This is a genomic window from Mycolicibacter heraklionensis, assembly GCF_001021505.1.
In the GTDB taxonomy this organism is placed as follows: Bacteria; Actinomycetota; Actinomycetes; order Mycobacteriales; family Mycobacteriaceae; genus Mycobacterium; species Mycobacterium heraklionense.
Window position 1 is genome coordinate 1 of record NZ_LDPO01000035.1, and the last position, 25,200, is coordinate 25,200.

At 68.9% G+C, this 25,200-nt stretch carries 29 protein-coding genes and 1 tRNA gene; 21 read left to right on the forward strand and 9 right to left on the reverse strand.

Annotated features, from left to right (window positions below; all coding sequences use genetic code 11):
- The 5 genes from ABW16_RS22645 to eccE all read left to right on the forward strand — a co-directional run.
- On the forward strand, window positions 1-213 hold a 213-nt coding region (locus tag ABW16_RS22645), incomplete at its 5' end, for a WXG100 family type VII secretion target (protein ID WP_047321458.1).
- A 33-nt stretch (window positions 214-246) separates the two neighbouring features.
- Entirely contained in the window at window positions 247-1,122 is an 876-nt protein-coding gene (locus ABW16_RS22650) for an ESX secretion-associated protein EspG (RefSeq protein WP_047321459.1), read from the forward strand.
- A gap of 45 nt (window positions 1,123-1,167) precedes the next feature.
- A complete protein-coding gene (eccD, locus tag ABW16_RS22655) occupies window positions 1,168-2,601 on the forward strand; it encodes a type VII secretion integral membrane protein EccD (protein WP_327083227.1) in 1,434 nt (477 codons plus the stop codon).
- Window positions 2,598-4,019 carry a type VII secretion-associated serine protease mycosin gene (mycP, locus tag ABW16_RS22660; RefSeq protein ID WP_052957064.1) on the forward strand — a complete coding sequence of 474 codons (1,422 nt, stop codon included), beginning with the start codon at window positions 2,598-2,600 and terminating at the stop codon, window positions 4,017-4,019. Before eccD ends, mycP begins: the two co-directional genes overlap by 4 nt.
- Window positions 4,016-5,005 carry a type VII secretion protein EccE gene (gene eccE / locus ABW16_RS22665; protein WP_047321461.1) on the forward strand — a complete coding sequence of 330 codons (990 nt, stop codon included), beginning with the start codon at window positions 4,016-4,018 and terminating at the stop codon, window positions 5,003-5,005. The genes mycP and eccE overlap by 4 nt, the downstream gene beginning before the upstream one ends.
- Here eccE and ABW16_RS22670 read toward each other — a convergent pair.
- The 3 genes from ABW16_RS22670 to bluB are packed head-to-tail and all read right to left on the reverse strand — an operon-like array spanning window position 5,002 to window position 7,795.
- A complete protein-coding gene (locus ABW16_RS22670) occupies window positions 5,002-6,195 on the reverse strand; it encodes an alpha/beta hydrolase family protein (RefSeq protein ID WP_047321462.1) in 1,194 nt (397 codons plus the stop codon). The genes eccE and ABW16_RS22670 overlap by 4 nt on opposite strands.
- Window positions 6,196-6,248: 53 nt before the next feature.
- The gene (locus ABW16_RS22675) at window positions 6,249-7,148 is read right to left on the reverse strand and encodes an amidohydrolase family protein (protein ID WP_047321463.1); all 900 of its coding nucleotides are present in this window, start codon (window positions 7,146-7,148) and stop codon (window positions 6,249-6,251) included.
- Window positions 7,145-7,795, reverse strand: coding sequence for a 5,6-dimethylbenzimidazole synthase (bluB, locus tag ABW16_RS22680; RefSeq protein ID WP_268768053.1), 651 nt, complete (start codon window positions 7,793-7,795; stop codon window positions 7,145-7,147). The genes ABW16_RS22675 and bluB overlap by 4 nt, the downstream gene beginning before the upstream one ends.
- A 37-nt stretch (window positions 7,796-7,832) precedes the next feature.
- Between bluB and ABW16_RS22685 the strand changes: the two genes are divergently transcribed.
- From ABW16_RS22685 to ABW16_RS22700, 4 genes are all read left to right on the forward strand, one after another.
- A complete protein-coding gene (locus ABW16_RS22685) occupies window positions 7,833-8,171 on the forward strand; it encodes a hypothetical protein (protein ID WP_047321464.1) in 339 nt (112 codons plus the stop codon).
- Window positions 8,172-8,861: a phosphatase PAP2 family protein gene (locus ABW16_RS22690; protein ID WP_327083228.1), complete on the forward strand. Its 690-nt coding sequence runs from the start codon at window positions 8,172-8,174 to the stop codon at window positions 8,859-8,861.
- On the forward strand, window positions 8,848-9,084 hold the full coding sequence (locus ABW16_RS22695; protein ID WP_047321465.1) for a hypothetical protein: 237 nt from the start codon (window positions 8,848-8,850) through the stop codon (window positions 9,082-9,084). Before ABW16_RS22690 ends, ABW16_RS22695 begins: the two co-directional genes overlap by 14 nt.
- A 63-nt stretch (window positions 9,085-9,147) precedes the next feature.
- The gene (locus tag ABW16_RS22700; RefSeq protein ID WP_047321466.1) at window positions 9,148-9,804 is read left to right on the forward strand and encodes a L,D-transpeptidase family protein; all 657 of its coding nucleotides are present in this window, start codon (window positions 9,148-9,150) and stop codon (window positions 9,802-9,804) included.
- 4 nt (window positions 9,805-9,808) lie between these two features.
- Here ABW16_RS22700 and ABW16_RS22705 read toward each other — a convergent pair whose 3' ends face one another.
- Entirely contained in the window at window positions 9,809-10,120 is a 312-nt protein-coding gene (locus ABW16_RS22705; RefSeq protein ID WP_230987350.1) for a DUF732 domain-containing protein, read from the reverse strand.
- An 11-nt stretch (window positions 10,121-10,131) separates the two neighbouring features.
- Window positions 10,132-10,446, reverse strand: coding sequence for a DUF732 domain-containing protein (locus ABW16_RS22710; protein WP_052957065.1), 315 nt, complete (start codon window positions 10,444-10,446; stop codon window positions 10,132-10,134).
- A 250-nt stretch (window positions 10,447-10,696) separates the two neighbouring features.
- On the opposite strand from ABW16_RS22710, the gene ABW16_RS28060 reads away from it, so the two are divergent.
- A complete protein-coding gene (locus tag ABW16_RS28060) occupies window positions 10,697-11,854 on the forward strand; it encodes a PPE family protein (RefSeq protein ID WP_052957066.1) in 1,158 nt (385 codons plus the stop codon).
- 12 nt (window positions 11,855-11,866) lie between these two features.
- On the forward strand, window positions 11,867-13,117 hold the full coding sequence (locus ABW16_RS22720; protein ID WP_052957067.1) for a PPE family protein: 1,251 nt from the start codon (window positions 11,867-11,869) through the stop codon (window positions 13,115-13,117).
- On the opposite strand, the gene ABW16_RS22725 is transcribed toward ABW16_RS22720, so the two are convergent.
- Complete coding sequence (locus ABW16_RS22725) at window positions 13,114-13,764, reverse strand: TetR/AcrR family transcriptional regulator (protein WP_047321467.1); 651 nt, start codon at window positions 13,762-13,764, stop codon at window positions 13,114-13,116. The genes ABW16_RS22720 and ABW16_RS22725 overlap by 4 nt on opposite strands.
- A 39-nt stretch (window positions 13,765-13,803) precedes the next feature.
- Between ABW16_RS22725 and ABW16_RS22730 the strand changes: the two genes are divergently transcribed.
- The gene (locus ABW16_RS22730; RefSeq protein ID WP_047321468.1) at window positions 13,804-15,030 is read left to right on the forward strand and encodes a hypothetical protein; all 1,227 of its coding nucleotides are present in this window, start codon (window positions 13,804-13,806) and stop codon (window positions 15,028-15,030) included.
- A 105-nt stretch (window positions 15,031-15,135) separates the two neighbouring features.
- Complete coding sequence (locus tag ABW16_RS26670) at window positions 15,136-15,852, forward strand: hypothetical protein (protein WP_157864285.1); 717 nt, start codon at window positions 15,136-15,138, stop codon at window positions 15,850-15,852.
- On the opposite strand, the gene ABW16_RS22740 is transcribed toward ABW16_RS26670, so the two are convergent.
- A complete protein-coding gene (locus tag ABW16_RS22740) occupies window positions 15,849-16,496 on the reverse strand; it encodes a TetR/AcrR family transcriptional regulator (protein ID WP_047321470.1) in 648 nt (215 codons plus the stop codon). The two genes, ABW16_RS26670 and ABW16_RS22740, sit on opposite strands and share 4 nt — an antisense overlap.
- A 103-nt stretch (window positions 16,497-16,599) precedes the next feature.
- Here ABW16_RS22740 and ABW16_RS22745 point away from each other — a divergent pair, with 103 nt between their 5' ends.
- From ABW16_RS22745 to ABW16_RS22765, 5 genes are all read left to right on the forward strand, one after another.
- Window positions 16,600-17,454, forward strand: coding sequence for an oxygenase MpaB family protein (locus tag ABW16_RS22745; protein ID WP_047321481.1), 855 nt, complete (start codon window positions 16,600-16,602; stop codon window positions 17,452-17,454).
- A 67-nt stretch (window positions 17,455-17,521) separates the two neighbouring features.
- Window positions 17,522-17,914 carry a hypothetical protein gene (locus ABW16_RS22750; protein WP_047321471.1) on the forward strand — a complete coding sequence of 131 codons (393 nt, stop codon included), beginning with the start codon at window positions 17,522-17,524 and terminating at the stop codon, window positions 17,912-17,914.
- A gap of 67 nt (window positions 17,915-17,981) precedes the next feature.
- Entirely contained in the window at window positions 17,982-18,887 is a 906-nt protein-coding gene (locus ABW16_RS22755; RefSeq protein WP_047321482.1) for a glycoside hydrolase family 16 protein, read from the forward strand.
- Window positions 18,888-19,145: 258 nt separating this feature from the next.
- Entirely contained in the window at window positions 19,146-20,573 is a 1,428-nt protein-coding gene (locus ABW16_RS27930; RefSeq protein WP_052957068.1) for a hypothetical protein, read from the forward strand.
- Between the two features lie 97 nt (window positions 20,574-20,670).
- Window positions 20,671-21,492, forward strand: coding sequence for a glycoside hydrolase family 16 protein (locus tag ABW16_RS22765; protein WP_047321472.1), 822 nt, complete (start codon window positions 20,671-20,673; stop codon window positions 21,490-21,492).
- On the opposite strand, the gene ABW16_RS22770 is transcribed toward ABW16_RS22765, so the two are convergent.
- On the reverse strand, window positions 21,489-22,376 hold the full coding sequence (locus tag ABW16_RS22770; protein WP_047321473.1) for a hypothetical protein: 888 nt from the start codon (window positions 22,374-22,376) through the stop codon (window positions 21,489-21,491). The two genes, ABW16_RS22765 and ABW16_RS22770, sit on opposite strands and share 4 nt — an antisense overlap.
- 177 nt (window positions 22,377-22,553) lie before the next feature.
- Between ABW16_RS22770 and ABW16_RS24040 the strand changes: the two genes are divergently transcribed.
- Window positions 22,554-23,024: a hypothetical protein gene (locus ABW16_RS24040; RefSeq protein WP_131721558.1), complete on the forward strand. Its 471-nt coding sequence runs from the start codon at window positions 22,554-22,556 to the stop codon at window positions 23,022-23,024.
- Window positions 23,025-23,054: 30 nt separating this feature from the next.
- Here the strand turns inward: ABW16_RS24040 and ABW16_RS22780 are convergent.
- Window positions 23,055-23,128 (reverse strand) — tRNA-Gly (locus ABW16_RS22780).
- Between the two features lie 180 nt (window positions 23,129-23,308).
- On the opposite strand from ABW16_RS22780, the gene dcd reads away from it, so the two are divergent.
- Both dcd and ABW16_RS22790 read left to right on the forward strand, forming a co-directional pair.
- Window positions 23,309-23,881 carry a dCTP deaminase gene (gene dcd / locus ABW16_RS22785; RefSeq protein ID WP_024443368.1) on the forward strand — a complete coding sequence of 191 codons (573 nt, stop codon included), beginning with the start codon at window positions 23,309-23,311 and terminating at the stop codon, window positions 23,879-23,881.
- Window positions 23,882-23,989: 108 nt separating this feature from the next.
- Window positions 23,990-25,200: DUF7159 family protein (locus tag ABW16_RS22790; protein WP_052957070.1), on the forward strand; the 1,211-nt coding region annotated here is incomplete at its 3' end.

Genomic DNA, 25,200 nt, shown 5'->3' on the forward strand with positions numbered 1-25,200 from the left:
CAGGCGGTGGGTGCTGATATTGCCAGTGAGCAGGCGGCGTTGTCGGCGGCGTGGCAGGGCGATACGGGGATGACGTATCAGGCGTGGCAGGCGCAGTGGAATCAGGCGATGGAGGAGTTGGTCCGCGCGTATCACGCGATGGCCACCACGCATGAGACCAACACCTTGATGATGAATGCGCGCGACACCGCCGAAGCCGCCAAGTGGGGCTGACCCCAGTGATCCGCTCGATGAGGGAAGGCAGCGATGGGTACTGAGCCCAACGCCGCCGAACTGACCGTCGAGCAAGCCTGGTACATCGCGGAAACCGTTGGTGCCGGGTCTTTTCCGTGGGTGTTGGCAATCACCATGCCCTACACGGACGCCGGGGAGCGCGGCGCGTTCATGGCGCGCCAGCGCGACGAGCTCACCCGGATGGGAGTCGTCTCGCCGGAGGGTACGGTCAATCCGGCCGTGGCCGAATGGATCCGGGTGGTGTGCTTCCCCGACCGGTGGCTGGACCTGCGCTATGTGGGTTCGGCCGCCGGCGGGACTCCCGAGATGCTGCGGGGCATCGTCGCGCGCCGCGACCAGAACCCCGGCAAACCCGGCCGGACGGTGGTGGCATTGCGCAATGCGCAACTGGTCACGTTCACCGCGATGGATATCGACGACCCGCGCCTGCTGGTCCCGGTGCTCGGCGCGGGCCTGCGGCACCGCCCGCCGGCCCGGTTCGACGAGTTCACCCTGCCCGCCCGGGTCGGTGCACGCGCCGACGAGCGTCTGCGTGCGGGTGCCCCGCTCACCGAAGTGCTTGACTACCTAGGCATTCCCGCCTCGGCCCGGCCGATCGTGGAGTCGGTGTTCACCGGCCCGCGCAGCTACGTCGAGGTCGTCGCGGGGTGCGCGCGAGACGGCCGGCACACCACCACCGAAGTCGGGATGAGTCTGGTCGATGCCGACGCGGGCCGCATCCTGGTCACTCCGTCGCAGGCCTTCGACGGCGAGTGGGTGTCGACCTTCCGGCCCGGAACCGACTTTGCGACTGCCGTCGCGATCGAACAGTTGACCGCCACCCTGCCCGAGGGCACCTGGTTCCCCGGTCAGCGCCTGTCCAGAGATTTCACCACCCAGCTGTCCTGAAGCAGCGAAAAAGAACGTCCTCGCAGAGAAGAATAGGGAACACCAATGACCGAAGCCCCGGTGCTGACCAGCGCCGTCATGCCGATTGTCCGCATCGCGGTCCTGGCCGACAGTCGGCTGACCGAGATCGCCGTGCCCGCGGAGCTGCCGCTGCGCGAAATCCTGCCGGCGGTGCAACGCCTGGTGGCCCCGGATGCCGGCGACGACGCCGAACCGGCCGCCGGTGCGACGACGCGGCTGAGCCTGGCGCCGGTCGGCGGCGCCCCGTTCAGCCTGGACGCCAGCCTGGACACGGTCGGGGTCGTGGACGGCGACCTGCTGGCCCTGCGTCCGGTGCCGGTCGGCCCGGCAGCACCCGGCATCGTCGAAGACATCGCCGACGCGGCCGTCATCTTCTCCGCATCGCGGCGTAAGCCCTGGGGTGCCAAGCACATTCAACGCGCGGCGTTGGCCGCCGGGACGGGGCTGATTTTCGCCGCGACCGGGCTCGCGACCGCGCACCGCGCCCTCACCGGCGAGCCGGCCGGCCTGTTCGCGGCCGGGGCGATCGCCCTGCTTACGGTGCTTGCTGCACTGCTGTGCCGCACACGGTCGCCCGAAGCCGCGCTGACCCTGTCGATCGCGGCGCTGGTACCGCTCGCCGCGGTGGGCACCTTGGCGGTGCCGGGGCTGTTCAGTCCGGCACACGTGGTGCTGGGCGCGGCAGCGGTCAGCGCGTGGTCGCTGATCTGTCTGATCGTGCCGCCGGGCGGTCGTGGCGAGCGTGGGATCGCCTTCTTCACCGCCGCGGTGGTCGTCGGCGTCGGGGTGCTGGCGGCGGCTGCCGTCAGGACGTTCTGGGAGCTGCCACCGCTCACTCTCGGCTGCGGCCTGATCACCGCGTCGCTGTTGCTGACCGTTGCCGCGCCGCAGGTTTCGGCACTGTGGGCGCGACTGCCGTTGCCGGTGATCCCGGCTCCGGGCGACCCGACGCCGTCGGCGCTGCCGCAGAGCGTGCTGGAGGACCTGCCTCGTCGAGTCCGTGTCACCGACGCCCACCAGACCGGCTTCATCGCCGGGGCAGTGCTGCTCGCTGTGCTCGGTTCGGTGGCCATCGCCTTTGCGCCCGAGGGGCTTTCGGGCTGGGCGTGGTACGTGGTCGCCGGCATCGCGGTGGCTTCGGTGCTGCGTGCCCGGGTGTGGGACTCGGCGTGGTGCAAGGCCTGGCTGCTGGCCGAGCCGCACCTGACCGCGATCGCGCTGCTGGTCGGCTACGCGGCCACCGGCCGGTACGCGGCTGCCTTCGGTGCGGTGCTGGTGCTGGCCGCCTTGGTGGCGGTGTGGGCGGTGGTCTCCCTGAGCCCGGCCGTCGCATCGCCGGAGAGCTACTCACTGCCGGTCCGGCGGCTGGTGGGCTTCCTGGCTTCCGGCGTCGACGCCACCCTGATTCCGGTCATGGCCTACCTGGTCGGCATTTTCGCCTGGGTTCTGTCTCGATGACCGTTGCCGCACAACACAGTCGGAGTCGATCGGCGGTTCGCGGCGCCGGCGTCGCGATGCTGGCTGCCTTGCTGACCAGTGCGCCGGCGCTGGCGATCACCCCGCCGACGGTCGACCCGACGGTGCCGCCGCCCAGCGGGGCGCCCGGCCCCGTCACGGCGATGGAACAGCGCGGCGACTGCGCCAGTTCGGGTCTGCTGCCCGGCAGCAACCTCAGCGCCGCGGCGGCCGGACAGCGGATGCTCGATCTCCCTGCGGCGTGGCAGTTCTCTCGCGGCGAGGGTCAGACGGTGGCCGTCATCGACACCGGTGTACGGCCGGGCCCGCGCCTTGCGGCGGTGGAGCCGGGCGGCGACTACATCGGCACCACCGACGGCCTGACCGACTGCGACGGACACGGAACGCTGGTTGCTGGGATCGTGGCCGGCCAGCCGGGTGATGACGGCTTCTCCGGGGTTGCCCCGGCCGCCCGCCTGCTGTCCCTGCGGACCGCTTCGGCGACCATCTCGCCGCGGCTGGGCGGAGACGACCCGCGGACAACTCGGGTGATCACTGACATCACCGCACTGGCGCGGGCCATCGTGCATGCCGCCGACCTCGGCGCGCGGGTCATCACGATCTCCACCACCACCTGCCTGCCGGCCGACCGCAACGTCGACCAGACGGCGTTGGGTGCCGCCCTGCGCTACGCGGCGGTGGAAAAGGACGCGCTGGTCGTGGCGGCCGCCGGTGACGCCGGCCAGACCGGTTCGGTCGGCGGCGGCGGGGAGGCGTGCGAGTCCAATGCGCTCACCGACCTGAGCCGCCCGCAGGATCCACGCAACTGGGCCGGGGTGACGTCGCTGTCGGTGCCGTCATGGTGGCATCCCTACGTGCTGTCGGTGGCGTCGCTGTCGTCGAGTGGCCGGCCGTCCGGATTCACCATGGCCGGACCGTGGGTCGGCGTGGCCGCCCCCGGCGAGGAGATCGTCTCGGTGAGCAACCGCGAAGACGGCGGACTGGCCAACGCGCTGCCCGGCAACCAGGGCCGGCTGGTGCCGCTCAGTGGCACCGGCTACGCCGCCGGTTACGTGGCGGGCGTGGCCGCACTGGTCCGCGGTCGTTACCCCGACCTGAACGCGATGCAGGTCGCGCACCGGATCGTCTCCACCGCCCACAACTCCGCGCGCGCGCCGTCCGACGTGGTGGGCGCCGGAATCATCGACCCGGTGGCCGCGCTGACCTGGGAATTGCCCCCGGCCGCGGATCCGGCCGCCGCACCCGCGAAGAAGATCTCCCCACCCCCGGCGCCGCAACCCGAGGACCCGGCGCCACGGATCGTGGCCTTCGCCGGAACCGCACTGCTGGCCGGGTTGGTCGTCGCCGTCGCCACTGGCGCCGCGGCGGCCGCTCGCCGACGAAAGGAAGACCAGCTGTGAGCTCGCACCCAACCACCATTCCCCGGCCCGGCCCGGCCCGGATCACCTTGGTGCTGCTGGCCGTGGTGCCGGCGCTGATGGCGAACCCCTGGCAGACCACCGCAGAGCGCTGGGCGCTTGCCGCGGGCATCATCGTGCCGATCCTGCTGCTCGGGTGGTGGCGGGGCCTGCACTTCACCACGATCGCCCGCCGCCGGTTCGCCATGTTGCGCTCGCGCGGCGGCGCCCACACCGACCGCCGGGACGCTGCTGGCGCGCGGGCGACAGGGGCGCTGCGCATCACGGACTCGGCGGCGGGGAACGCTGTACCGCTGTCGCTGATCGCGAGCTACCTGAACCGATACGGTCTGCGGGCCGACACGGTGCGCATCACCAGCCGGGGCACCCGGTCGGATGGCGGTGCGGGAACCACCGACACCTGGATCGGCCTGACGTACGCTGCCGCACCGAATCTGGCCGCGCTGCAGGCCCGCTCGGCTTCCATCCCGCTGCAGCGGACCGTCGACGTCGCCGTTCGGCGTCTCGCCGACCATCTTCGCGAAATCGGTTGGGACACCACTGTGGTCGCCGACGATGAGATCCCCTCGCTGATCGACGGGAATGCCCGGGAAACGTGGCGTTCGGTTGTCGACGGCTCGGGCGACCACGTCGCCGCCTACCAGGTGGGGATCGACGCCGCACTGGCCGACACGATCAGCCGGATCCAGGCCGTCAACGCCAGCGAGACCTGGACGGTGCTGGAATTCGCCGAGGACGACGGCCAGCAGACCGTCGCCGCGGCGTGCGCGCTGCGCACCGGGTCCGCTCCGGATGGCGGCGCCCCGCTGACCGGACTGCTGCCGCAGCAGGGCAATCACCGCAGTGCGCTGCTGAGCTTGCACCCGCTGTCCGGCAGCCGATTGGACGGCCACGCCGCCCTGACCGGCGACGATCTCGCCGGCCTGCGGTGGCCGGTCGCAGCGGCACCCGCGGCCGCGCGTAGCTAGAACATGTAGGGCCGCAGGAATGCGGTCATCCTGCGCAGGTAGGCCGGTTGGCTGACGTGCAGCACATGGTTTCCCGGAAACCAGTGCAGCGCACACCGATCCCAGTGGTGCCAGAGCATTTCAGACTGCTCCGGTGGTGCCAGCCGGTCGCCCAGGCCGGTGATGATCAGTCGCCGTTCCTTGGCCACCAGCGGGGCGTAGTTCAGCGGTGAGTGGTAGGCCGTCGCGGCGACGAATTCGTCGCCGCCGACCTGCCCCAGCCGTTGTCCGCCCGCCAGTACCAGGTTGGCGGGAAACCAGTCGCGGATCTCGGATTCGACGGAAACCACCGGCACATTCGGGATCACCGCTTGCAGTCGGGGTTCGACGGCGGCCAACAGGGCACTGGTGTAGCCGCCCAGCGACAACCCGGTCAACGCGAAGCGGTCGACACCGGTGGACTCCAGATAGTCGACCATCGAGCGAAAGTCGTGGACCGCTTGGGCCATCGCCTCGGCGAAGCCCGACATACCGTGCGAGAAGTAGCCGTATCCGCTGAAGGGAGAGTACTTTTCGGCCCGCCGACCGTGGAAGGGCAGCGTGAACAAGGCGACGTCATATCCGGATCGGTAGAACCACGGCAGCGAGAAGAAGAGGCCGTTGAATAGGTAGGCCGATCCCATGAAACCGTGGATGACGCACAGCGTCGGCCGCGGCCCGTCGTCGTGACGCCAATGCTGGAACCGCGCGACGTTGTTGTTGCCCAGGGCGCGCCAGGAGTCGCGCATTGCCGGGTTGACGGCGTCGAAACCACTGCGGAATGAGACGTTTTCGACGGCGCCGCGAGCGATCCCCTCCGCGATCGGATTGGCCCGTCGCGCTGAGACCCTCGGCAGTTCCTGGGGCGCCGGGAAGGATCTGGTTGGGTCGTGGTGTGACGCCAGCTCGGCGTAGAACGCCAGCCGCTCACGCTCCTGCCGCGACTGTTTACGGCCGACCGCCGTGGTGAGCACCGACGGGATCATCGCCGCGGCAACCATGGAAGCAACCGCGGTTCGCAAGCCGATATCGGCGAAAGCCGACGCGTCCACGATCGCTTTCTCCCGCAACGACAACTCGCTGCGGCGCGGCAGGCCCTGTTCTCCGGCATCGGCACCCGGAACGTCGGGAATCGGGATGGGCGGGTTCAGCGGGGTGACGTCAGTGCTCACGGTCGCCGGCCTTTCTCACGGGTCGCCCTGGCCCTGCGGCCCCCGGTGCGACGTCAACCGGATGGTAACTCGATTGCGAACAGCCGCGCGGCATTGTCGTGCAGGACCCCGCGCAGCCAGGCGTCGTCGATACCGGGAAGCGCGGTGATCGCGTCCAGTGCCTCGCGATAGCCGTACGGGATGTTCGGAAAGTCGCTGCCGAACAGAATCCGTTCACCCGCGGCGCGCAGGCGCGGATCTTCGCTGGTCGGGAACGGCATGAGCTGGTCGACGAACGCGGTGAAGGCCATCGTGGTATCGAGGTGCACGCTTGGCGAATCCAGGCAGATATCGAGGAATTCGTCGTATTCCGGCATACCCATGTGCGCGATGATCAAAGCCAGCCGTGGGTGGCGGTGCAGCAGTCGCCGAACCGGCTCCGGCCCGGTGAACCGGCCGGGCTGCGGACCGGAGCCGCAGTGGATGACGACGGGGATGCCGCAGTCCTCGATCACTCCCCAGACGTCGTCGAGCAGCGGGTCGGTCGGGTCATAATCACCGACCTGGATGTGTGCCTTGAAGATTCGGACTCCGGCATGGATCGCGGCTTTGACGTAGTCGGCCGCGCCGGGTTCCGGGTAGAAGGTCGCGGTGGGCAGGCAATCCGGTGTGTCCCGGGCGAATTGGGCTGCCCACTGGTTGAGCCAAGCCGCCATCTCCGGCTTGTGCGGATACACCAGCGAGGTGAACCGTCGTACCCCGAAGGCGCGCAGCGTGTCGACCCGTTTGGACTCATCCATCCGGTAGTTGATGGGCCATGGGCGCCCGACCATGGGGCCGGCCGCATCGAAGTACTTCCATACCTTGTCCATCACCGACTTGGGCATGAAATGGGTGTGGACGTCGATGATTCCCGGCAGTCCGAGCAACGACCAGACCTCGCGGACCGCGGCGGCTTCGGCATCGTCTTTCATGGGATCTCCCAAGTGTTTTCGGAGACGAACTCGCCCAAGGGCTGTCGGTAGGCCCACTCGTCGATCTCCAACGCCGGCCGGTCCGGAAACTCTGGGACCGGGCCCAGGCACAGGATCGCCACGGGCTCGGCATCCGCGGGCATCCCCAGCAGCTGGGCCAGCGCCGCAGGCTCGAACAGCGACACCCAACCCATGCCCAGCCCCTCCGCACGGGCGGCCAGCCACAGGTTCTGAATCGCGCACGAGACCGATGCCAGATCCATCTGAGGCAAGGTGCGGCGACCGAAGATGTGCGCCTGCCGGCCGTCTCGCAACGCCACCACCAACAGCTCGGCGCACTCGCGGATGCCTTCCACCTTCAAAGCCAGGAACTCCTGCTCGCGACGGCCCAGTGCCTCGGCGGTGCGATGGCGCTCCTCGTCGACCAGGGCATGGATCCGGTGCCGCAGGACGTCGTCGGTGATCCGGACGAACCGCCACGGCTGCATGAGGCCCACACTCGGTGCGGCATGGGCCGCCGCCAGCAGGCGCGCCAGGACGCCCGGGTCGACGGTGCTGCCGGGCACGAATCGGCGCATGTCGCGCCGTTCGGCGATCACCCGGTACACGGCTTGGCGCTCCTGCACGGTGAACGAAGGATCAGCCACGGGATCATGGTAGGAGCCACACGAAGGGACGCTCGTCATGAAACGTTCGCAACTGCTCGATCACCTGTCCGCCGACGTCGCCGCAAACCTGGTCTACGGCGAGCCCCATCAGACCCCGGACGGGGCGACGGTCATCACCGCCGCACGGGTCACCGCCTCGGGCCCGGACGGTTCGGACGTGACGGCCACACCGCTCGGGGTGATCGTGATCCGCGGTGACAAGGCCAGGTGGGTCGCCGCGGTCGACGCGAACCGGATCGCGCTGGTGGGGGTGCTCACCGGGTTGCTGTCCGCGGTCATCGCGTCCCTGGCGGTACTGCGCCGCCCGCCCTGGCCGGACCTGCGCGGCGTCGGGACTTCCCGCGGCGGGAACTAGGTGGTGTCGCCTTCGGCCGCGCGTGCGGCGGCGCTGGTCTCGGTCGCGGCCGCGGCGGCGGTCTACGTGCTGATGTTGGTGGGCTATCGGCAGGACTGGACCTGGCTGGCCGGCGTCGACACCGCCGCACTGGACGCGAGCTACGACGTCGCGGTCAAACACCCGTTCTGGGTCCGGTTCTGGGACGGCATCTCCACCGTCTTCGAGCCGGCGGTGTTCCGGGCGGTGGGCATGGTGGCGGCCCTGGTCGCGGTGCTGCGTCACCGGTTGCGCGCGGCGCTGTTCCTGTTGCTGGCGGTGGAGGCCAGCGGGCTGCTCACCGTGCTGGCCAAGGGCTCGGTCGGCCGACCGCGTCCGGTGACGGCGCTGGTCACGGCGTCCTCGACCTCGTTTCCCTCCGGGCACGCGCTGGGGGTGATGATCGGCGTCGGCGCGCTGCTGCTGGCGCTGCCGGTGCTGCGGCGGCGCAATGTCAGGGTGGCGGCCGTGAGCGTCGGCGTGCTGGTGGTGGGCGCGGTCGGTGTTGCCCGGGTGGCGCTCAACGTGCACCATCCCTCCGACGTACTGGCCGGGTGGGCGCTGGGCTGGGCCTATCTGACGGCGTGGGCTCTGGTCCTGCAACCGTGGCGGCGACCGGGGTTGACCGAGTCCGCGGGCGCGCCGCAGGATGATCTTGATGACCAGCAGTGACGCCGACCCAGTGGGCGCGCTCGTCTGCTCCCGCAAGGGCTGCAGCGCCGACGCGGTGTACGGCATGCTGTGGAACAACCCGAAGCTGCACACCCCCGAACGTCGCAAGGTCTGGCTGACGTGTCCCGAACACCGCGAGTACTTCCGCGACTATCTGTCGTCCCGTGGCCTGCTCAAGGGTGAGGCGCCGGTCGAAGACCTGCCGCGGCGCGCGGAGCCGTGAACGCGGCCCGGCGCGCCGGGAGCGGTGTTTGACCCGCTTCCGGCGTGCGCAGATGATGAGTGAATGCGCCGACTTGTGAGCGTGTTCAGCGCTGCCCTGTGCACGGCTGCTGCGGCGCTGACCGCGGCACCGGGAGCCCAAGCCGACGCCATTCCGTGGTTCGCCCGCTCGGTCGGCAACGCCAGTCAGGTGATTTCGGTTGTCGGGGTAGGCGGTTCGGACGCCAAGATGGACGTCTACCAGCGCAGCGCGTCGGGCTGGCAACCGGTGGCCGCCGGAATCCCGACCCATGTCGGTTCGGCCGGCATGGCACCCAAGGCGAAGAGCGGGTATCCGGCCACCCCGATGGGAGTCTTCACCCTGCCGTATGCGTTCGGCACCGCGCCGAATCCCGGTGGGGGACTGCAGTATGTCCAGGTCGGGTCCGACCACTGGTGGGACGGCGACGATCACAGCCCCACGTTCAACACCATGCAGGTCTGCAAGAAAGCGCAGTGCGCGTTCGACACCAGCGAGAGCGAGAACCTCGAGATCCCGCAGTACAAGCACGCTGTGGTGATGGGAGTCAACACCGCACGCACCCCCGGTGACGGCGCCGGCTTCTTCTTTCACACCACCGACGGCGGCCCGACCGCAGGCTGCGTGGCCATTGACGATGCCAAGCTGGTGCAGATCATCCAGTGGCTGCGCCCGGGCGCGGTCATGGCGATCGCGCAGTAGTTCCTCAGGCCTCTTCGCAGTACGACGCGCGGGCGATGCTGACGAACTGGGACGCCCGGGTCAGGGTGAGGCTGGGATTGGCGTTCTTCACGGCCTTGGCCGCCTGATTGGCGGAGTGCCCCGAGGTGAGGTAGTCGCACACCGAATGCCCGCCGGCGACCGCGTCGGCGGGGTCGGGGTAGGAGATCCCCATCTTGTCGAGGGCGCCGAGGAAGTTGCCGTCACCGGGATCGGCAGCCGCCGGTGTGGCCATACCCAACAGACCGGCCACCGCGAAGGCCGTCACTGCGAGTTTGCCGGGCATGCGAACCGTCATCGTCTCCTCCGTCAATCGATGATCGAGTCGGGGCAGAACGCCACTTGGGAGAACGTCACGAACCGGGCGGCGTTCTTGACCGACATGCTGCGGTTGGAGATCCGCACCGCGCGGGCGGCGGCATCTGAGTGATGCCCCGCGCCCAGGTAGGCGCAGACCTCCCGGCCGACGGCGACGGCGTCGGCCGGATTGGTGTATTCGATACCCGCCTGTTCGATCGCGCTGATGAATGTGGCGTCGGTGTCCGGGTCGGCGGATGCCGGAGCGGCGGCGCTGACCAGCGCCGTAGCGCCGATCGCGATCAAAGCCCATCGTGGATCTATCACAGTGCCAACAGCATCGCTGAGCTGAATTAACCAGCAGCGGAATCAAAGTGAATCATCGGTGAACACCATCGGTACGGTGTGCGCCGGATACGTCGCGCCGGTAGACGCCCGCCTAACAGTTCATCCGCCCGCCACCCTGTTGACCACTTCGCCTTAACCTACGGTTCATTTACATACCGTTTCGTGAGGATCGGAATAGCCGTCCGCAACCGCTGAAGGCACCACCTGGTGCCGTGAGCGAGGAGACATCGTGTACCTGGACTACGGGGTGCTGCCCCCGGAGATCAATTCGGGACGCATGTACGCCGGACCCGGATCCGGCTCCATGCTGACCGCCGCTTCCGCGTGGGAGAACCTGGCTGCCGAGCTGCACACCACCGCGGCCACCTACGACTCGGTGACGTCAGGCCTGGCCACCGGTCCGTGGACCGGCCCGGCGGCCACGGCGATGGCGGCCGCCGCGGCGCCGTACGTGACCTGGCTGCGCGGCACCGGCACTCAGGCCGAACAGACGGCCCGCCAGGCTGTCGCCGCCGCGGAGGCGTACTCGACCGCGGTGGCGGCGGTGGTTCCCCCGCCGGTGATCAGCGCCAACCGGGTGCTGTTGAAGCAGCTGGTCGCCACGAACTTCTTCGGGCAGAACTCCCCCGCGATCGGCGAGGCCGAGCGTCAATACGCCGAGATGTGGGCCCAGGACGCGGCCGCGATGTACCGCTACGCCAGTTCCTCGGCGACCGCGTCGGCGCTGACCGAGTTCAGCCAGCCGCCGCAGACCACCAACGCGGCCGGCCAATCCGCCCAGTCCGCCGCCGTCGCCCAGGCCGGGTCTGCGGCGGCCGGCGACGGTGCAGCCACCGATATCTTGACGTCGTTGATCTCCATCATCGGTCAGATTTCGCCGTTCACGGGGTTGGCCACCCAGGGCCTGAGTGCCACGATGACCGGTTGGTCCGGCACGGCGAACATGCTCAGCAACATCAACAACGGGATCGGTCTGGCCGCGTTCCAGGCCGAAAACCCCGGCGGCCTGGACGAAATCCTGCACCCGCCCAAGATCGGCCCGGCCGGCCTGGGCCTGGGCGGCCTGGGACTGGGCAAATCCGGGCTCGGCGGGTTGGGCGCCGGACTGGGCAGTGTCGGGTCGTCGGCGAGCGCGGGCAACGCGCTCAAGATCGGCGCCTTGTCGGTGCCCCACGGCTGGGCGATGCCGGTCACGCTGACCTCGGCGGGCGCGCCGCTACCTGCCCCCGCTGCGCCGGCGGCACCGGCACTGGCCGGGAGCGTGCCGGGTGGGGCGTTCGGTGAGACCATGCTCGGCACCTTGGCCGGGCGCGGTCTGGGTGCGGCGACGTCGCGCGCCGCCGCCCATCGCCGGACCGTGGTGCCCCGCCCGCCGGCCGCAGGTTAATCCCCCGACGACATGGACTTCGCGCTCCTCCCCCCGGAGGTCAACTCCGGCCGGATGTACACCGGCCCGGGGGCAGCGCCCATGCTCACCGCGGCGGCCGCCTGGGATGCCCTGGCCGCCGAACTGGAGACGGCCGCGGCCGGCTACTCCGGGGTGATCTCGAGTCTGATCGGGCACGCGTGGTCCGGCCCGACGTCCGTGGCGATGGCCAATGCGGCGGCCCCGTACGTGGCGTGGCTGCAGGCCGGGGCCGCCAACGCCGAGCAGACCGCGATACAGGCCAAGGCGGTTGCCGCGGCGTATGAGGCCGCCTTCACCGCCACCGTCCCGCCGACCGTGGTGGCCGCCAACCGGACCCTGCTCGCCACCCTGGTCGCCACCAATTTCTTCGGCCAGAACACGCCGGCCATCGCCGCGGCAGAGGCTGCGTATGCCGAGATGTGGGCCCAAGACGCCGTTGCCATGTACGGCTACGCGGCGGCGGCGATGCCGGCCAGCGCCCTGCCGGAACTCGACCAGCCGCCGCAGACCACCAACCCGGCCGGGCCCGGCGCCCAGTCCGCGGCGGCCTCACACGCCGCCGGCAGCAACAGCCCGGCGCTGACCCAGCTCAACAGCGCCATCCAGACGACGCTGCAGCAGTTGGTGAATCCCGCGGCCACGACGGATCCGCCGTCGTGGTGGGAAGCCTTGACCTCCGAGTTGGGCCAGCTGACGCCGTTCAGCAGCATCGCCACCAGCGGCCTGAGCTTCGACTCCAGCCTGTACACCGTGCTCAGCAACGGCGCCGGTTGGGGACGGCTGGTGTACGTCCGCGGTGGGGCCGAGGGCGCGCTGACCTTCGAGGGGATCGGGCCGCGCGGGGTGCTGTCGGCGTCCACGACGCCGGTGATGGGTCCGGGTGTGGGCAGGGCGATCCCGATCGGGGGGCTGTCGGTGCCGCCCAGCTGGGCCACCGCCGCCCCGGAGATGCAGCCGGTCGCCTACACACTGGCCGCCGCCGAGACCCCGCTGCCGGTCGCCGTCGGAATGCCGCCGGGAATGGCGTGCCAGGAGGCGATGATGGGAACCACCGCAGGCCAGGGTGCCACGCCCGATACCACCGGCCGCCGCAACCAGAAGACCAACGGCAAGAACGACGATCAGGACGGCAAGCCGGTCACGACGCTGACCAACGGCAGCGGCTGGCTGGCCTCGTCCTGGGCGTATCACACCCGACAGCGTGAAGGGCAGCCGCTTCCGTCGCACTGGCGGACGGGCTAGCGCCTGATCGGCTGACCGCGATCGCGCTGCAGGTAGTGGGCGACCATGTCGATCAGCACCCGCCGCTCGGTCTGCCAGTCGATGGGCCCGCCCATGATCATCTGCGCCAACACGATTCCCCGCAGTGCTGCCCAGATCACCTCGGCCACACCGGCGTCGGCGGGGTCGTCGGAGACCAGCCGGCCCAATCCGTTGATCGCTGAGTTCATCTGCAGCAGGTGCTCGTGGGACTGCTCACCCAAACTGCCGCGGGTGGCCCGCAGGATCTCGAACGCGGCCAGCGAAGTCGGGCTGGCGTAGCAGCGCCACGCGGTGTCGACGACGGCTTCGATGCGCTCACGCAGTCCCAGCTCGCTGACGTCGACGGCGGACAGGCTGGTCAGCAGTTCGGCTACTCCGTCGTCGACCACAGCCATCAGCAGGCCGTTGCGGTCCCCGAAGTGGTACTGGATGACCCCCCAGGTGACCCCGGCGCGCTCGGCGACGTGTTTGGCGGTCGCCGCGCCGAAACCCTCATCGGTGATGCAGCGCACCGTCTCGTCGATGATCCGGGCTCGGGTGTCGTCACCGCGCTTGCGGGGTGCGCTGGTTCGCCGGGTCGGCCCGGAGGGTCCCGAAGCCCGGGTGGAACCAGCGGAAATAGTCATTGTTGACTTTATAACATAGACGCGACTATTTTTTGGCTCGTGACCGAATCGAGGTATGCGTCGCTGTCCCGTGAGCAGTTGGCTGTGCTGGTGCCCGAACTGCTGCTGATCGGGCACATGATCGACCGTTCCGGAATGGCCTGGTGCATATCCGAGTTCGGCCGCGAGGAGATGGTGCAGATCGCCATCGAGGAGTGGGCGGGGTCCAGTCCCATCTACACCCGGCGCATGCAGCGCGCGCTGGGCTATACCGGCGACGACGTGTTCACCATCTTCAAGGGCCTGCAGTTCGACATCGGTTCACCGCCGCAGTTCATGGACTTTCGCTTCACCGTCCATGACCGCTGGAACGGCGAGTTCGAGTTGGCCAGCTGCGGCGCGCTGCTCGACGTGGAGCCGATGGGCGACGACTACGTCTTCGGCATGTGCCACACGATCGAGGATCCGACGTTCGACGCCACCGCGGTGGCCACCAACGTCCACGCGCAGTGCCGTCCCGTGCACCGACCGCCCCGCACGCCGTCAGACCGCCAGCCGCACTGCCACTGGACCGTGATCATCGACGAGTCCTACCCGCCGGCCCAGCCGATTCCCGCGTTGGCGGTGATCGGCGAAAGCAAAGCGGCCACTTGGCAACTCGACGATATCGACGCCGCTGACGAGGGGTTGGCGGACTACGCCGGACCGCTGCTGTCCGACGTCGACTTCACCGCGTTCTCCCATTCGGCGCTGGTCCGCATCGCCGACGAGGTGTGTTTGCAGATGCACCTGCTCTACCTGTCGTTCGCGCTCGCGGTGCGTGCCAGGGCGGACTCCGATGAGCTGGCCGCATCGGTGGGCCGCCGTCAGCTCACCGGCCTGGCCGGGCTGGGTGCCCTGCGAATCAAGAATGCGCTGAAGCTTTCTGAGGACATCGGGGGTGCGCTGCGCACCTTCGAACTGCACCCGCTGCTCAATCCGATCGGCTACGTGAATGCCGACATCGGGGAGGACACCATTGCGGTGCACCCCTCGCCCGCACACGACGACGGCGCTTGGATCACGCTGTGCTCGCCGCAGGACCTCAACCCGCTGCAGGCCATCGCGACCGCCGTGAACCCGCACCTGCGGGTGGAGGTCGAGGGGTCGGATACCGAGTGGGTGGCCCGGCTGACCGAGACCGACGCCGAGGCGAAAGAACTGCCCGAGGTGATGGTGACCAAGGTCAGCAGCGGTGCGGATTTCGTGTTCCGCACCCGCAAATCGCTGCCGCTGACCGTGGTGTGAATCCGCTGATAGCCCGCCGACCGCCGGTGTGTCGGCGATCCTGAACGGTTCGGCCCCGCCTATGGTGAGGCCATTCCAGCCGTTGTCGATCCAAGGTAGTCAGCTATGTATGACCCGCAGGACGACGAGGCCACCAGGGAAGCAGAAGCGGTCGACGCGACCGACATGGCGCCGACCGTGATGTCTGCTCCGGGTTCCGGTGCTGTTGTGGATGCGTTCGCCTGGTCGCAGGAGGACGGCAGTGCTGGTGCCGAACCGGTGCCCTACGTCGAGGACCCCTACTACGACCAGGATCTGGGTACCGGCCGCCGCCCGACGGTCTCGGTGCCGGCTGCGCCGGCCCCCGGCCGTCGCGCACCTTCGCGGCTACCCCGGTTGGCACTCGGCGTCGGCATCCTGGTGGCGCTGATCGCCGTCGCCGGGGCGCTCTACAGTTTGACCCGCGGTCAGCACGACGAGACGCCGGCGCCGCTCGAGACCAGTGCCGTGGCACCGCCGACCCCGACGCCCAGTGCGCCACCGCCGCCGCCGGTGGCCACCACGACGGCCCCGCCGCCGGTGACCACCACGGAGCCGCCGCCGCCGACGACGACGGCGCCGCCCACCACGACGACCACCGAGGCGCCGACCAGCACCACGACCACCACGACGGCGCCGCCCACCACGACTACCACGACGCCGCCGACCACGACGGTTCCGCCGACGACCAGCGAACCACCCAGTACCACGGTGCCGCCGACCACCACCGTGCCGATGACCACCGAATACCTGCGAATTCCGTTGGTGCCGATCCCGATTCCGATCACCGTTCCGGAGAACTAGCCGCGCGCTTGCCCCCGGATCAGGGGCACCAGCACTGCTGCGGAGAACGCCGCCATCTCTTCTCGGGTGCGCACCTGCGGAGGCCCGTCCGGAGTCAGCAGTAGCGACTGGGTGAGCCGGGCCAGAACCGCTGACAGCGAACCGATCTCGGCGGGGTCGGTGGATCCGCCGGATCGCTCGCGGACCATGCGGATGCGCTCGGCAAGAAAGGCCGACGCCAGTTCCACCACGTTGCCGGCCCCCACGGTCAGGGCCCGCAGTGTCTCGTCGCTGTCCACCTCGAGCAGTTGCAGGAGCAAGCGGTTCTCCCGCACCGTGATCAGCGTGATCGTGCAGAACCGCACGATGTAGTCGTCGATCTCGGCATCGGTGGGCTGATCGGCCAAAACTCCCGTGCCGGAGTCGATCTGCGTCAGCACCCGGCCGGCCTCGTAGAGGAATGCGGCGGCGACGATCTCCTTCTTGGCGCCGAGCCGTCGGTAGAGGGTGGCCCGGTTGACGCCGGCGCGGCGGGCGATGTCGTCGGTGCTGGTCCGGCGGACTCCGGTCAGGGCGAACTGCTCCAGCGCCGCTTGCAGGATGCGGGCATCGGAGCCCGACTCATCCGGATTGCTGAGCAGCGCGAACAGCGGGTTGGCGGCCATCGGTGTCGAATCTACCGCCCGAAAAGGGCCGAAAGTCCATTCCCAACCGCAGGCAACGTTGCAACAATTAACGTCATATTGTTGCAACAGAGAGGGAGTGACCATGGCGATCCGCAAATCGCGCCCCCCGATCGACCGGGGCCTGAACCTGGCCGACTACGTCGGGGAGGGCTTTCTCTACCTCGGGGCGGGCGTCACAGTCCTGCTGCAACTGGCCGAGCCCGGTGTCGGACACGGCGTCGCCAACCACAGCACCGTGCTCAATCGGCCGCTGGATCGGCTGCGCACCACCATGACCTACATCTACTGCGTCACGCTGGGCACCGACGACGAGCGGCGCGCACTGGTCAAGATGGTCAACCAGGCGCACGTCCCGGTGAAGTCGGGGCCCGACAGTCCGGTGTCCTACAACGGATTCGACCCGGACCTGCAGCTGTGGGTGGCGGCCACGCTGTACAAGAACGGGCAGGACCTCTACGAGCGTTTCTTGGGCCCGATGGACGACGCAACGGCCGAGCGCCTGTACCAGCAGTCGGCGATCTACGGCACCGCGCTGCAGGTCAAGCCGGAGATGTGGCCGCCCACCAGGGCCGACTTCGAACGGTATTGGCAGGGCAAACTCGACGAGCTGACCATCGATGACCACGTGCGAGCGTTCGCCCACGATCTGTTCAGCGGCCGCGAGGCGCCGCTGCCGATCCGGCTCGCCATGCCGTTGAATCGGTGGATCACCCGCGGACTGCTGCCGACGCGGCTGCGCGAGGAGCTGCACTGGGAATGGAGTCCCCGCGATCAGCGGTTGTTCGACGCGTTGTTGACGGTGCTGCCGCCGGTGTACCGATTGGTGCCACGGACGATTCGCTGGCTGCCGGCGCGCTACTACCTGGCTGAAATGCGCCGGCGGCTGAGCAGCGGACGCCGGTTGATCGACGAACGCGAGCCGGCCGGCGTCGCCTGAGACCGTGGCCGGATCCGCCCCGCGCAGGCACACTGGGGTGTGGCGACCAGCGTGAAAGGGGCTCGCAATGGGTGACAGCGGTGCGTTCGGATTCGATTCCGAAGATTTGGACCGAATGATGCGTGAGGCGGGCGAGGGGCTGCGCGCGGCATTCGACCGCTTCTCCGGCACGTTCGGTGCCGCCGGGGACCGGGCGGGCTGGGGTGCCATCTTCGCCGATCTGGCCCGCGCCGCTCGGGCCGAGCCGGCGACCACCGGCGAGACCGGTGACGGGGTGTGGGCTATCTATACCGTCGGCGACGACGGCGCCGCGCGGGTCGAGCAGGTCTACGCCACCGAGATCGATGCGCTGCGCGCCAGCCAGCGCAACCCCGACCCGAAGCGCCGGGTGCGGTTCCTGCCCTACGGGATCGCCGTCGGTGTGCTCGACGACAGCGCCGAGGGCGACGAGGTGACATAGGCCACGCGGGCGGGCTTGCCTTGTTTGACACCGGTGCGGTGTGGGTTAGATTGCCACCGTGCCCGAGATGAACCGCCGCCAAGTCATGATGATGCTGGGTGCCGGCGCATTGGCCGCCGCAGCCCCGACCCCCCAGGCCAGAGCCGTTCCCGCGGTCCCTGGAGCGCCAGGCGACCCGGCGCAGCCGCCGGCTGCCCCCGCCGACCCGGCCGCCCCTGCGACCCCGCCAGCGGCCGCTGCCAAGTCCGGTGCCTTCATCTGGCATGACGAGTTCGACGGCCCGGCCGGCTCGGCCCCCGATCGCTCGAAGTGGACGATCTCCAACCACCGCACCCCGATTCGTCGCCCCGTCGGCTGGGACCGGCCCGAGTACTTCTACCAGTACCGCGACAGCCGCAAGAACGTCTTCCTCGACGGCAACTCCAACCTGGTGATCCGGGGCACCCAGGAGGGCAACACCTTCTTCGGCGGCCTGGTGCACGGCAACTGGCGCGGCGGCATCGGCACCACCTGGGAAGCCCGGATCAAGCTGAACTGCCAGACCGCGGGCTGCTGGCCCGGATGGTGGCTGTCCAACGACGACCCGGGCCGTGAGGGCGAAATCGACCTGATGGAGTGGTACGGCAACGGCGAGTGGCCGTCGGGCACCACCGTGCACGCCAACCCCTACGGCACCGCGTTCGAAACCTTCGCGTTTCCGGTCGACGGCAACTGGCACAACTGGCGCGTCACCTGGAACCAGAGCGGGATGTACTTCTGGCAGGACTACGTCGAAGGCATGGAGCCGTACTTCTCCGTTCCGGCCGTCGGCATCGAGAACATCGACGAGCCGGGCCGGGAGTGGCCGTTCAACGACCCGGGTTACACGGTGTTCCCGATCCTGAACCTGGCCATCGGCGGATCCGGCGGCGGGGACGCCCGTCAGGGCAGCTACCCGGCGGACATGCTGATCGACTGGGTGCGGGTGTTCTAGAGGGGCTGCTGTGACGGCGGGCTGTCACCTCACGTTCCTGTGCCCGCCCTGAGATATGACATAAATCACATCATTCCTTGACTCAAGGAAGGTTTCCGCAGCTCAGTTGGGCGCCATAGTGCTGGACTGCTGTCGAGCCCCAGCGTATTGGGCGTTGGTTTAGGCGGCGCTCCGGTAACGTCGCCCCGCAGGAAACCAAGTAAATCTTGGGAAAATAATGGCTGTATCACAGGCAGTCTGCGCGAGGGGACCTCTTAGATGGCTCACGTTCACAACGGCATCCGCCGCCACTTGATCGGCGCTACCAGCGCCGTTGGTGCGTTTCTGGCGTTGGGCTTGAGCCCGCTGGCCGCCGCTCCGGCCGCACACGCCGACTTCGATTTGGACGATGCCATTGACTCGCTGCTGGTTTCGTTCTCTTGGGGAGACCTGTCCGAGGGCGCCGCGAGCTTCGACGGCTCGGACCTGCCCGGCTCCGCGGCCGGCTTTGGCCTGGACGGCATCTACGACGTGATCTACGGCGGCATCCACTCGATGGGCCAACTGCTCATTCCGATCTTTGATGGCACCGGCATCAACACGCTGTTCGCCACGGGAGACAGCTGCGGCTTGATCTGCAACGGTGCTAACGCGTTCGTCAACGGCGGCGTGCTGACCGAGGCCACCGACGGTGGTCTGCTGTTCGGAGACGGCGGCCGCGGTGTCGCCGGTTCCGCCGGTGGTGACGCGGGCCTGATCGGTAACGGTGGTGACGGTGGCGCCGGTTTGCTGGGCGTCTTCAAAGACGCCGACGGCAACGTGATCGACGGCACCAATAACGGTGGTGACGGCGGTGCTGGTGGCTCGTTGATGGGCAACGGCGGCAACGGTGGCGCCGGCGGTACCGGTGCTGAGGGCGCCGTCGGCGGTATCGGCGGCGATGGCGGTGTTGCGTCGATGGTCGGTAACGGTGGTAATGGCGGCAAGGGTGGTACCGGCGGTGCCGGAGCTGACGGCGCCGCAGCGGTCAACTCGCGTGCTGAAGCCGGTGGCGCTGGTGGCAAGGGCGGTGCCGGCGGCAATGGGGGCAGCGGCGGCTCGCTCATCGGTAGCGGCGGTAACTCCGGCGTCGGTGGTGTCGGCGGCGAGGGTGGCGCTGGCGGTGACGGCAGCCTCCATGATCCTAGGTTCACCGCCGCTGCCCAAGGCGGGGTCGGTGGCGAGGGCGGCGAGGCCGGTGCGAAGGCTGGAACCGCGGGTTCGCTCGGCGGCCGCGCCGGCACGATCGGTGATGGTGGCAACGGTGGCACAGGCGGCGCTGGCGGTGCTGGCGGTTACAACGCAGACGGCGGTACCGGTGGCACCGGCGGTACCGGTGGCACTTCGACCAGCGGCAACGGCGGCGTCGGCGGTGCGGGCGGCGTCGGTGGCACGCCGGACAGCATCGATGGCAGATCCGGTGGTACCGGAGGCGCCGGTGGTACCGGAGGTGGCAGTGAGACTGCGGCTGGCGGCAAAGGTGGTATCGGCGGTGCCGGCGGCAGCGCTAATGGTTTGGGTTGGGCGGGTGACGGTGGTGACGGTGGCCGCGGGGGCGCCAACGGAGAGACCCCTGGCGCGCCGGGCTCAGCTGGTGCCCGCGGCAGCCAAGCTACCCCGGGCGCTGGTGGCCAGGGTGGCGAAGGCGCGGCTCCGATCGTCGGCTAGTAGCTCGCTACAACACACTGCAGAAGCCCCGCACACCTTCAGGTGTGCGGGGCTTCTGCCATTGATGCCCTGGCCGCTGTAGTGGTTTCATGCGTAGGTGCCCGAGATGAATCGACGCAGCCTGATGTTGACGACGGGATTCGGCATGCTTGCCGCCGGGATGCGCCTGCCGGAGGCCTGGGCCGGACCGGGGCCCGTCCGCCCGCTGCCCGCCGCCCCGTCGCAGACCTACCTCTTCAGCGACGAGTTCGACGGCCCGGCCGGTTCCGCGCCGGACCCTGCGAAATGGATGGTGGCGCAGGCCCGGGAATCGATGAAGGACCCGACGTTCTGGGAGCGACCCGAGAACGTCGGGCAATACCGCGACGATCGCAAGAATGTGTTCGTCGACGGCAAGTCGAACCTCGTGCTGCGCGCCGCGAAAGACGGCGGCACCTACTACAGCGGTAAAGTCCAGAGCCGGTGGATGGGCGGTATCGGCCACACCTGGGAAGCCCGCATCAAACTCAACTGCCTGACCGCCGGCGCCTGGCCCGCCTGGTGGATGGGCAACGAGGATCAAGGCGAGATCGACGTGCTGGAGTGGTACGGGAACGGCAATTGGCCGTCGGCGACCACCGTCCACACCAGGGCGAACGGTGCGGAATGGGCGACCCACCAGATCTCGATGGACACCGCCTGGCACACCTGGCGGTGCCGCTGGGACGCCGACGGTATCGCCTTCTGGCGCGATTACGTAGACGGAGCCGCGCCCTACTTCACCGTTCCGGCGAATTCGATCGCGGACTGGCCGTTCAATAGCCCTGGCTACCAAGTATTTTCGGTGTTCAATCTGGCGGTTGCCGGTTCAGGTGGCGGCGATCCCGGGCCGGGCAGTTACCCCGCGGAGATGCTGGTCGACTGGATCAGGGTTTTCTAGAGCGGGCTTATTTCTCCGGCGCCGCGGGAATTGTCTTCGTGGGCCTCGAGCCAGGTCACGCCCTGTTCGGCCGCTCGGATCAGGGCGCCTCGCTCGCCGAAATAGGCTGCGAACAAACCGAACCCGGGCAGCGAACCCAGGCGTTGGTAGAGCTTCTTCGGGTGGGGTCGCTTGCTCACCTCGTCGAAAGTTGCCCGCAGGATGCCGGCCAGCTGCCAGACGCTGCGGGTGATCATCACCGGGGTCGATGACGTGATCGACTGCAGCGGCTTCCAGCCCGGCGGCGGCGTCTCGGGAAGCGGCGGGGTAGCGGGTTGTGTTGGTACCTCGACGCTTTCGGGAAGATGCCGACCGCACAACACCTCGGCGAGCAGTCGCACCTGCGCACGCCGGTCGGTGACCCCGTACTCGCGGGCCAGCGCGCACAACACGATGGCGTGGTTGACGAACCCCGCCAACTCGCCCACCGGGACCACTCGGGCCAGCCATCCGAACGCCCCGGGGGAGGCGACCACCAGAGTGTTGAGCGCACCGACCCGGTGCACCCACCAGTGCACGCGTTGCTCGCGACTCATCCGCTCCCACGCCGCCGTGCCGGGCAGATCCGCGGCGTTGATCAGCTGCGCCCCGGCGTTGAGGGCGCGGTTGGTGACGCTGGCGCCGCGGCCGGCCTCGTTGCGGCGCCGCCGCAGCCGAAATCGGCGGATGCGCTGGCTCAGCCCGCGGGGCGGAGTGAGCAGTCGGCGGGTCCGTTTGCGCAGCCCGATGGGATCAGCCTCGGCGAGCAGGTCGAGCAGCGGGTCGATCACCGCGACCGCGCGGCTCAGTGCGTCGGCGACCTCGGCGTCGGTGAGGGTGGCGTGCGGCTTCGGAAAAAGACCCATACGGGTGATTGTGCTACCGGCGCGAATCGCTGTAGTGGAAACCGTTGTCGAACACCCCAGATCTCGGCGCGAAACGACCCTACTCCCTGCTGAGAGCCTTGTTTGCGACCTGTCAGAGTTCATTTGCTGTTGCAAAGGCAAAACATCGTTGACACATAACGAAGTTAGCTTTGCGCCATGAGAATCGCCGCGACCTCGGTATTGCTCGCTGCTGCGCTGGCGGGCTTGGCCACTCCCGCAACCTGCTCTGCGTCCGAACCTGTTCCCACTCCCGATGAGGTGCTGGCCGCGATGGCCGAGCTGACCAACCCGGACATCCCGGCGGCGAACAAGGGAAACGTCGTCACCCCTGGCTTCAGTCCCGAAGAAGCGCAGACGATCGATCAGCGTCTGCGCGAGACCCAAGAGGCCGGGCTGCTGCCCTACCAGTTCGTGGTGTCCGACATTCAGCCCGCGCCGGACGACTCCGCCGGAGCGACCGTCACTTCCGTGGGGGGCTTTCATGAAGAGAGCGCGCCCGAGGCCATCGTGCTGTCACAGCAGGGCGGGCGTTGGCTGATCACTCACGACACCGCAGTGACCGCCTTGGACCACTTCTGGCACAACGCCAACCGCCCGTTCGTGCCCATCGTCCCGTGGGTGAAGTGAGGGGTTTTCGCTGGTCAAGCGTGGAGCCGATGGAGCCGATGACGGGAATCGAACCCGCGTATTCAGCTTGGGAAGCTGATGTTCTGCCATTGAACTACATCGGCATGGTGCGCTAGCAGGCTAGCACCCGGGCGCCTCGCCGCCTCGCGAGTGTGCGGAATCGTTGGCCGAACGGCCGAAAATCCAACCAAACCGCACACTCGGCGGCCATGACCTGGGGCCCAGCCATGACGCGGGGCCCGGTCATTCGACCGAACCCTCGGGTCTGCGGATACGCTCGTGCCGTGCTGCTCTCCGATCGCGATCTGCGGGCCGAAATCGCCGCTGGCCGGCTGGGCATCGACCCGTTCGACGACGCCCTGGTTCAGCCGTCCAGCGTGGACGTTCGCCTCGACAGCCTGTTCCGGGTGTTCAACAACACCCGCTACACCCACATCGACCCCGCTCAACAGCAAGACGAGCTGACCACGCTGGTCGAACCCAAACCCGGCGAGCCGTTCGTGCTGCACCCCGGCGAGTTCGTGCTGGGCTCCACGCTGGAGTGCTGCACCCTGCCGGAGGATCTGGCCGGCCGGCTGGAAGGCAAGTCGAGCCTGGGCCGGCTGGGCCTGCTGACCCACTCCACCGCGGGTTTCATCGATCCCGGCTTCTCCGGGCACATCACCTTGGAGCTGTCCAACGTGGCGAATCTGCCGATCACGTTGTGGCCGGGTATGAAGATCGGCCAGCTGTGTCTGCTGCGATTGACCAGTCCGGCCGAGCACCCTTACGGCAGTACGCGCGTAGGGTCGAAATATCAGGGCCAGCGCGGGCCGACGCCGTCCCGCTCGTACCAGAACTTCATCAAGTCCGGTTAGCCCTCGGATCTGACGGCCGCCTCGCGGCTGCGATGAAGCCGGTATCGGCCAGCCCTGGTGGGGGTTCGGCCCACATACCTGGCCGATAGCAGTAGCAGGGGAGGTTTCGTGGAGATCGTTCTTGGGGTGTCGGTGGCGCCCTCGGCGGTCCGCATGGTGTTGGTGGAAGGCGAAAACGCCGACGGGGTCACCGTGGAGCACGACGACTTCGACGTCATCGACGGGGCTCAAACCGCCCCGGAGCGGGTGGTGTCGGCGATCCTGGGCACTCGCGAGGGAGCCCGCGAGGGCGGCTATCAGCTCAGCTCCACCGGCGTGACCTGGAGTAATCCGGACGACGCGACCGCGCTGCGCGAGGCGCTGGCCGGCCGCAAGGTCGAGAACGTGATGCTGGTGTCGGCGTTTCTTGCCGCCGCGGCGCTGGCCCAGTCGGTGGGCAGTGCGACGCGTTACGCCCGGACTGCTCTGCTGTTCGTCGAGCCCGAAGCGGCCACGCTGGCCGTCGTCAGCTCCGACGACGGCTCGATCAGCGAGATCCACCGCCAGCCGCTGTCGCCCGATGACGAGAGCGCGGTCGGCGAGATCACCGAGCTGGTCGCCGGGGCGCAACGACTGGAATCGCAGCCCGACGGCCTGTTCGTGGTGGGCTCGGGCGTCAACGTGGCGATGATCAAGCCGGAGTTGGACAAAGCCACCCCACTGCCGGTCAGCGTGCCGGAGGAGCCGGATATGGCGTTGGCCCGCGGGGCGGCGCTGGCCAGTGCGCACGCCCCGCTGTTCACGTCCTCGACCCGGGCGCAGGCCTGGGCGCAGGACCCGGGCACCGGTGAACTGGACCCGGCGCTGGCCAGCGCCGGGTACGTCTACATCGCGCCCGACGGGGTGGACTACGAGGTGGACTACAACGTCACCGCAGACAACGAGCCGTTGGCTTACAGTGCGCTTCCGGACAGCGGCGCGGTTCTGGGCGGCGCGCTTGCCGATCTCGCCGAAGACCCCGAGCTCGTCGACTCCCGGTTGCTGGACTTCAGTACCGGAGTCCAGCCGCGGGAGCGAAAACCGATGCTGGTCACCGGCGGGGTCGCGGCGCTGTTCGTGGTCGGAGTGCTGGCGCTGGCGATCGCGTTGGCGGTGGGCATGCGGGCGGCCAACCAGCACCGGCCCGACGTGCGGGCCAACGTCGTCACCCATCAGGCACCGCCGCCCAAGGCGGCCGTGCCGCCACCGGCACCGCCGTCGGCGCCGCCGGTACCGGCCGCTGAGCCGGCACCGCCGAGAGCCCCAGCCCCCGCCCCGGTGCCGGAGGCTCCGGCACCGGG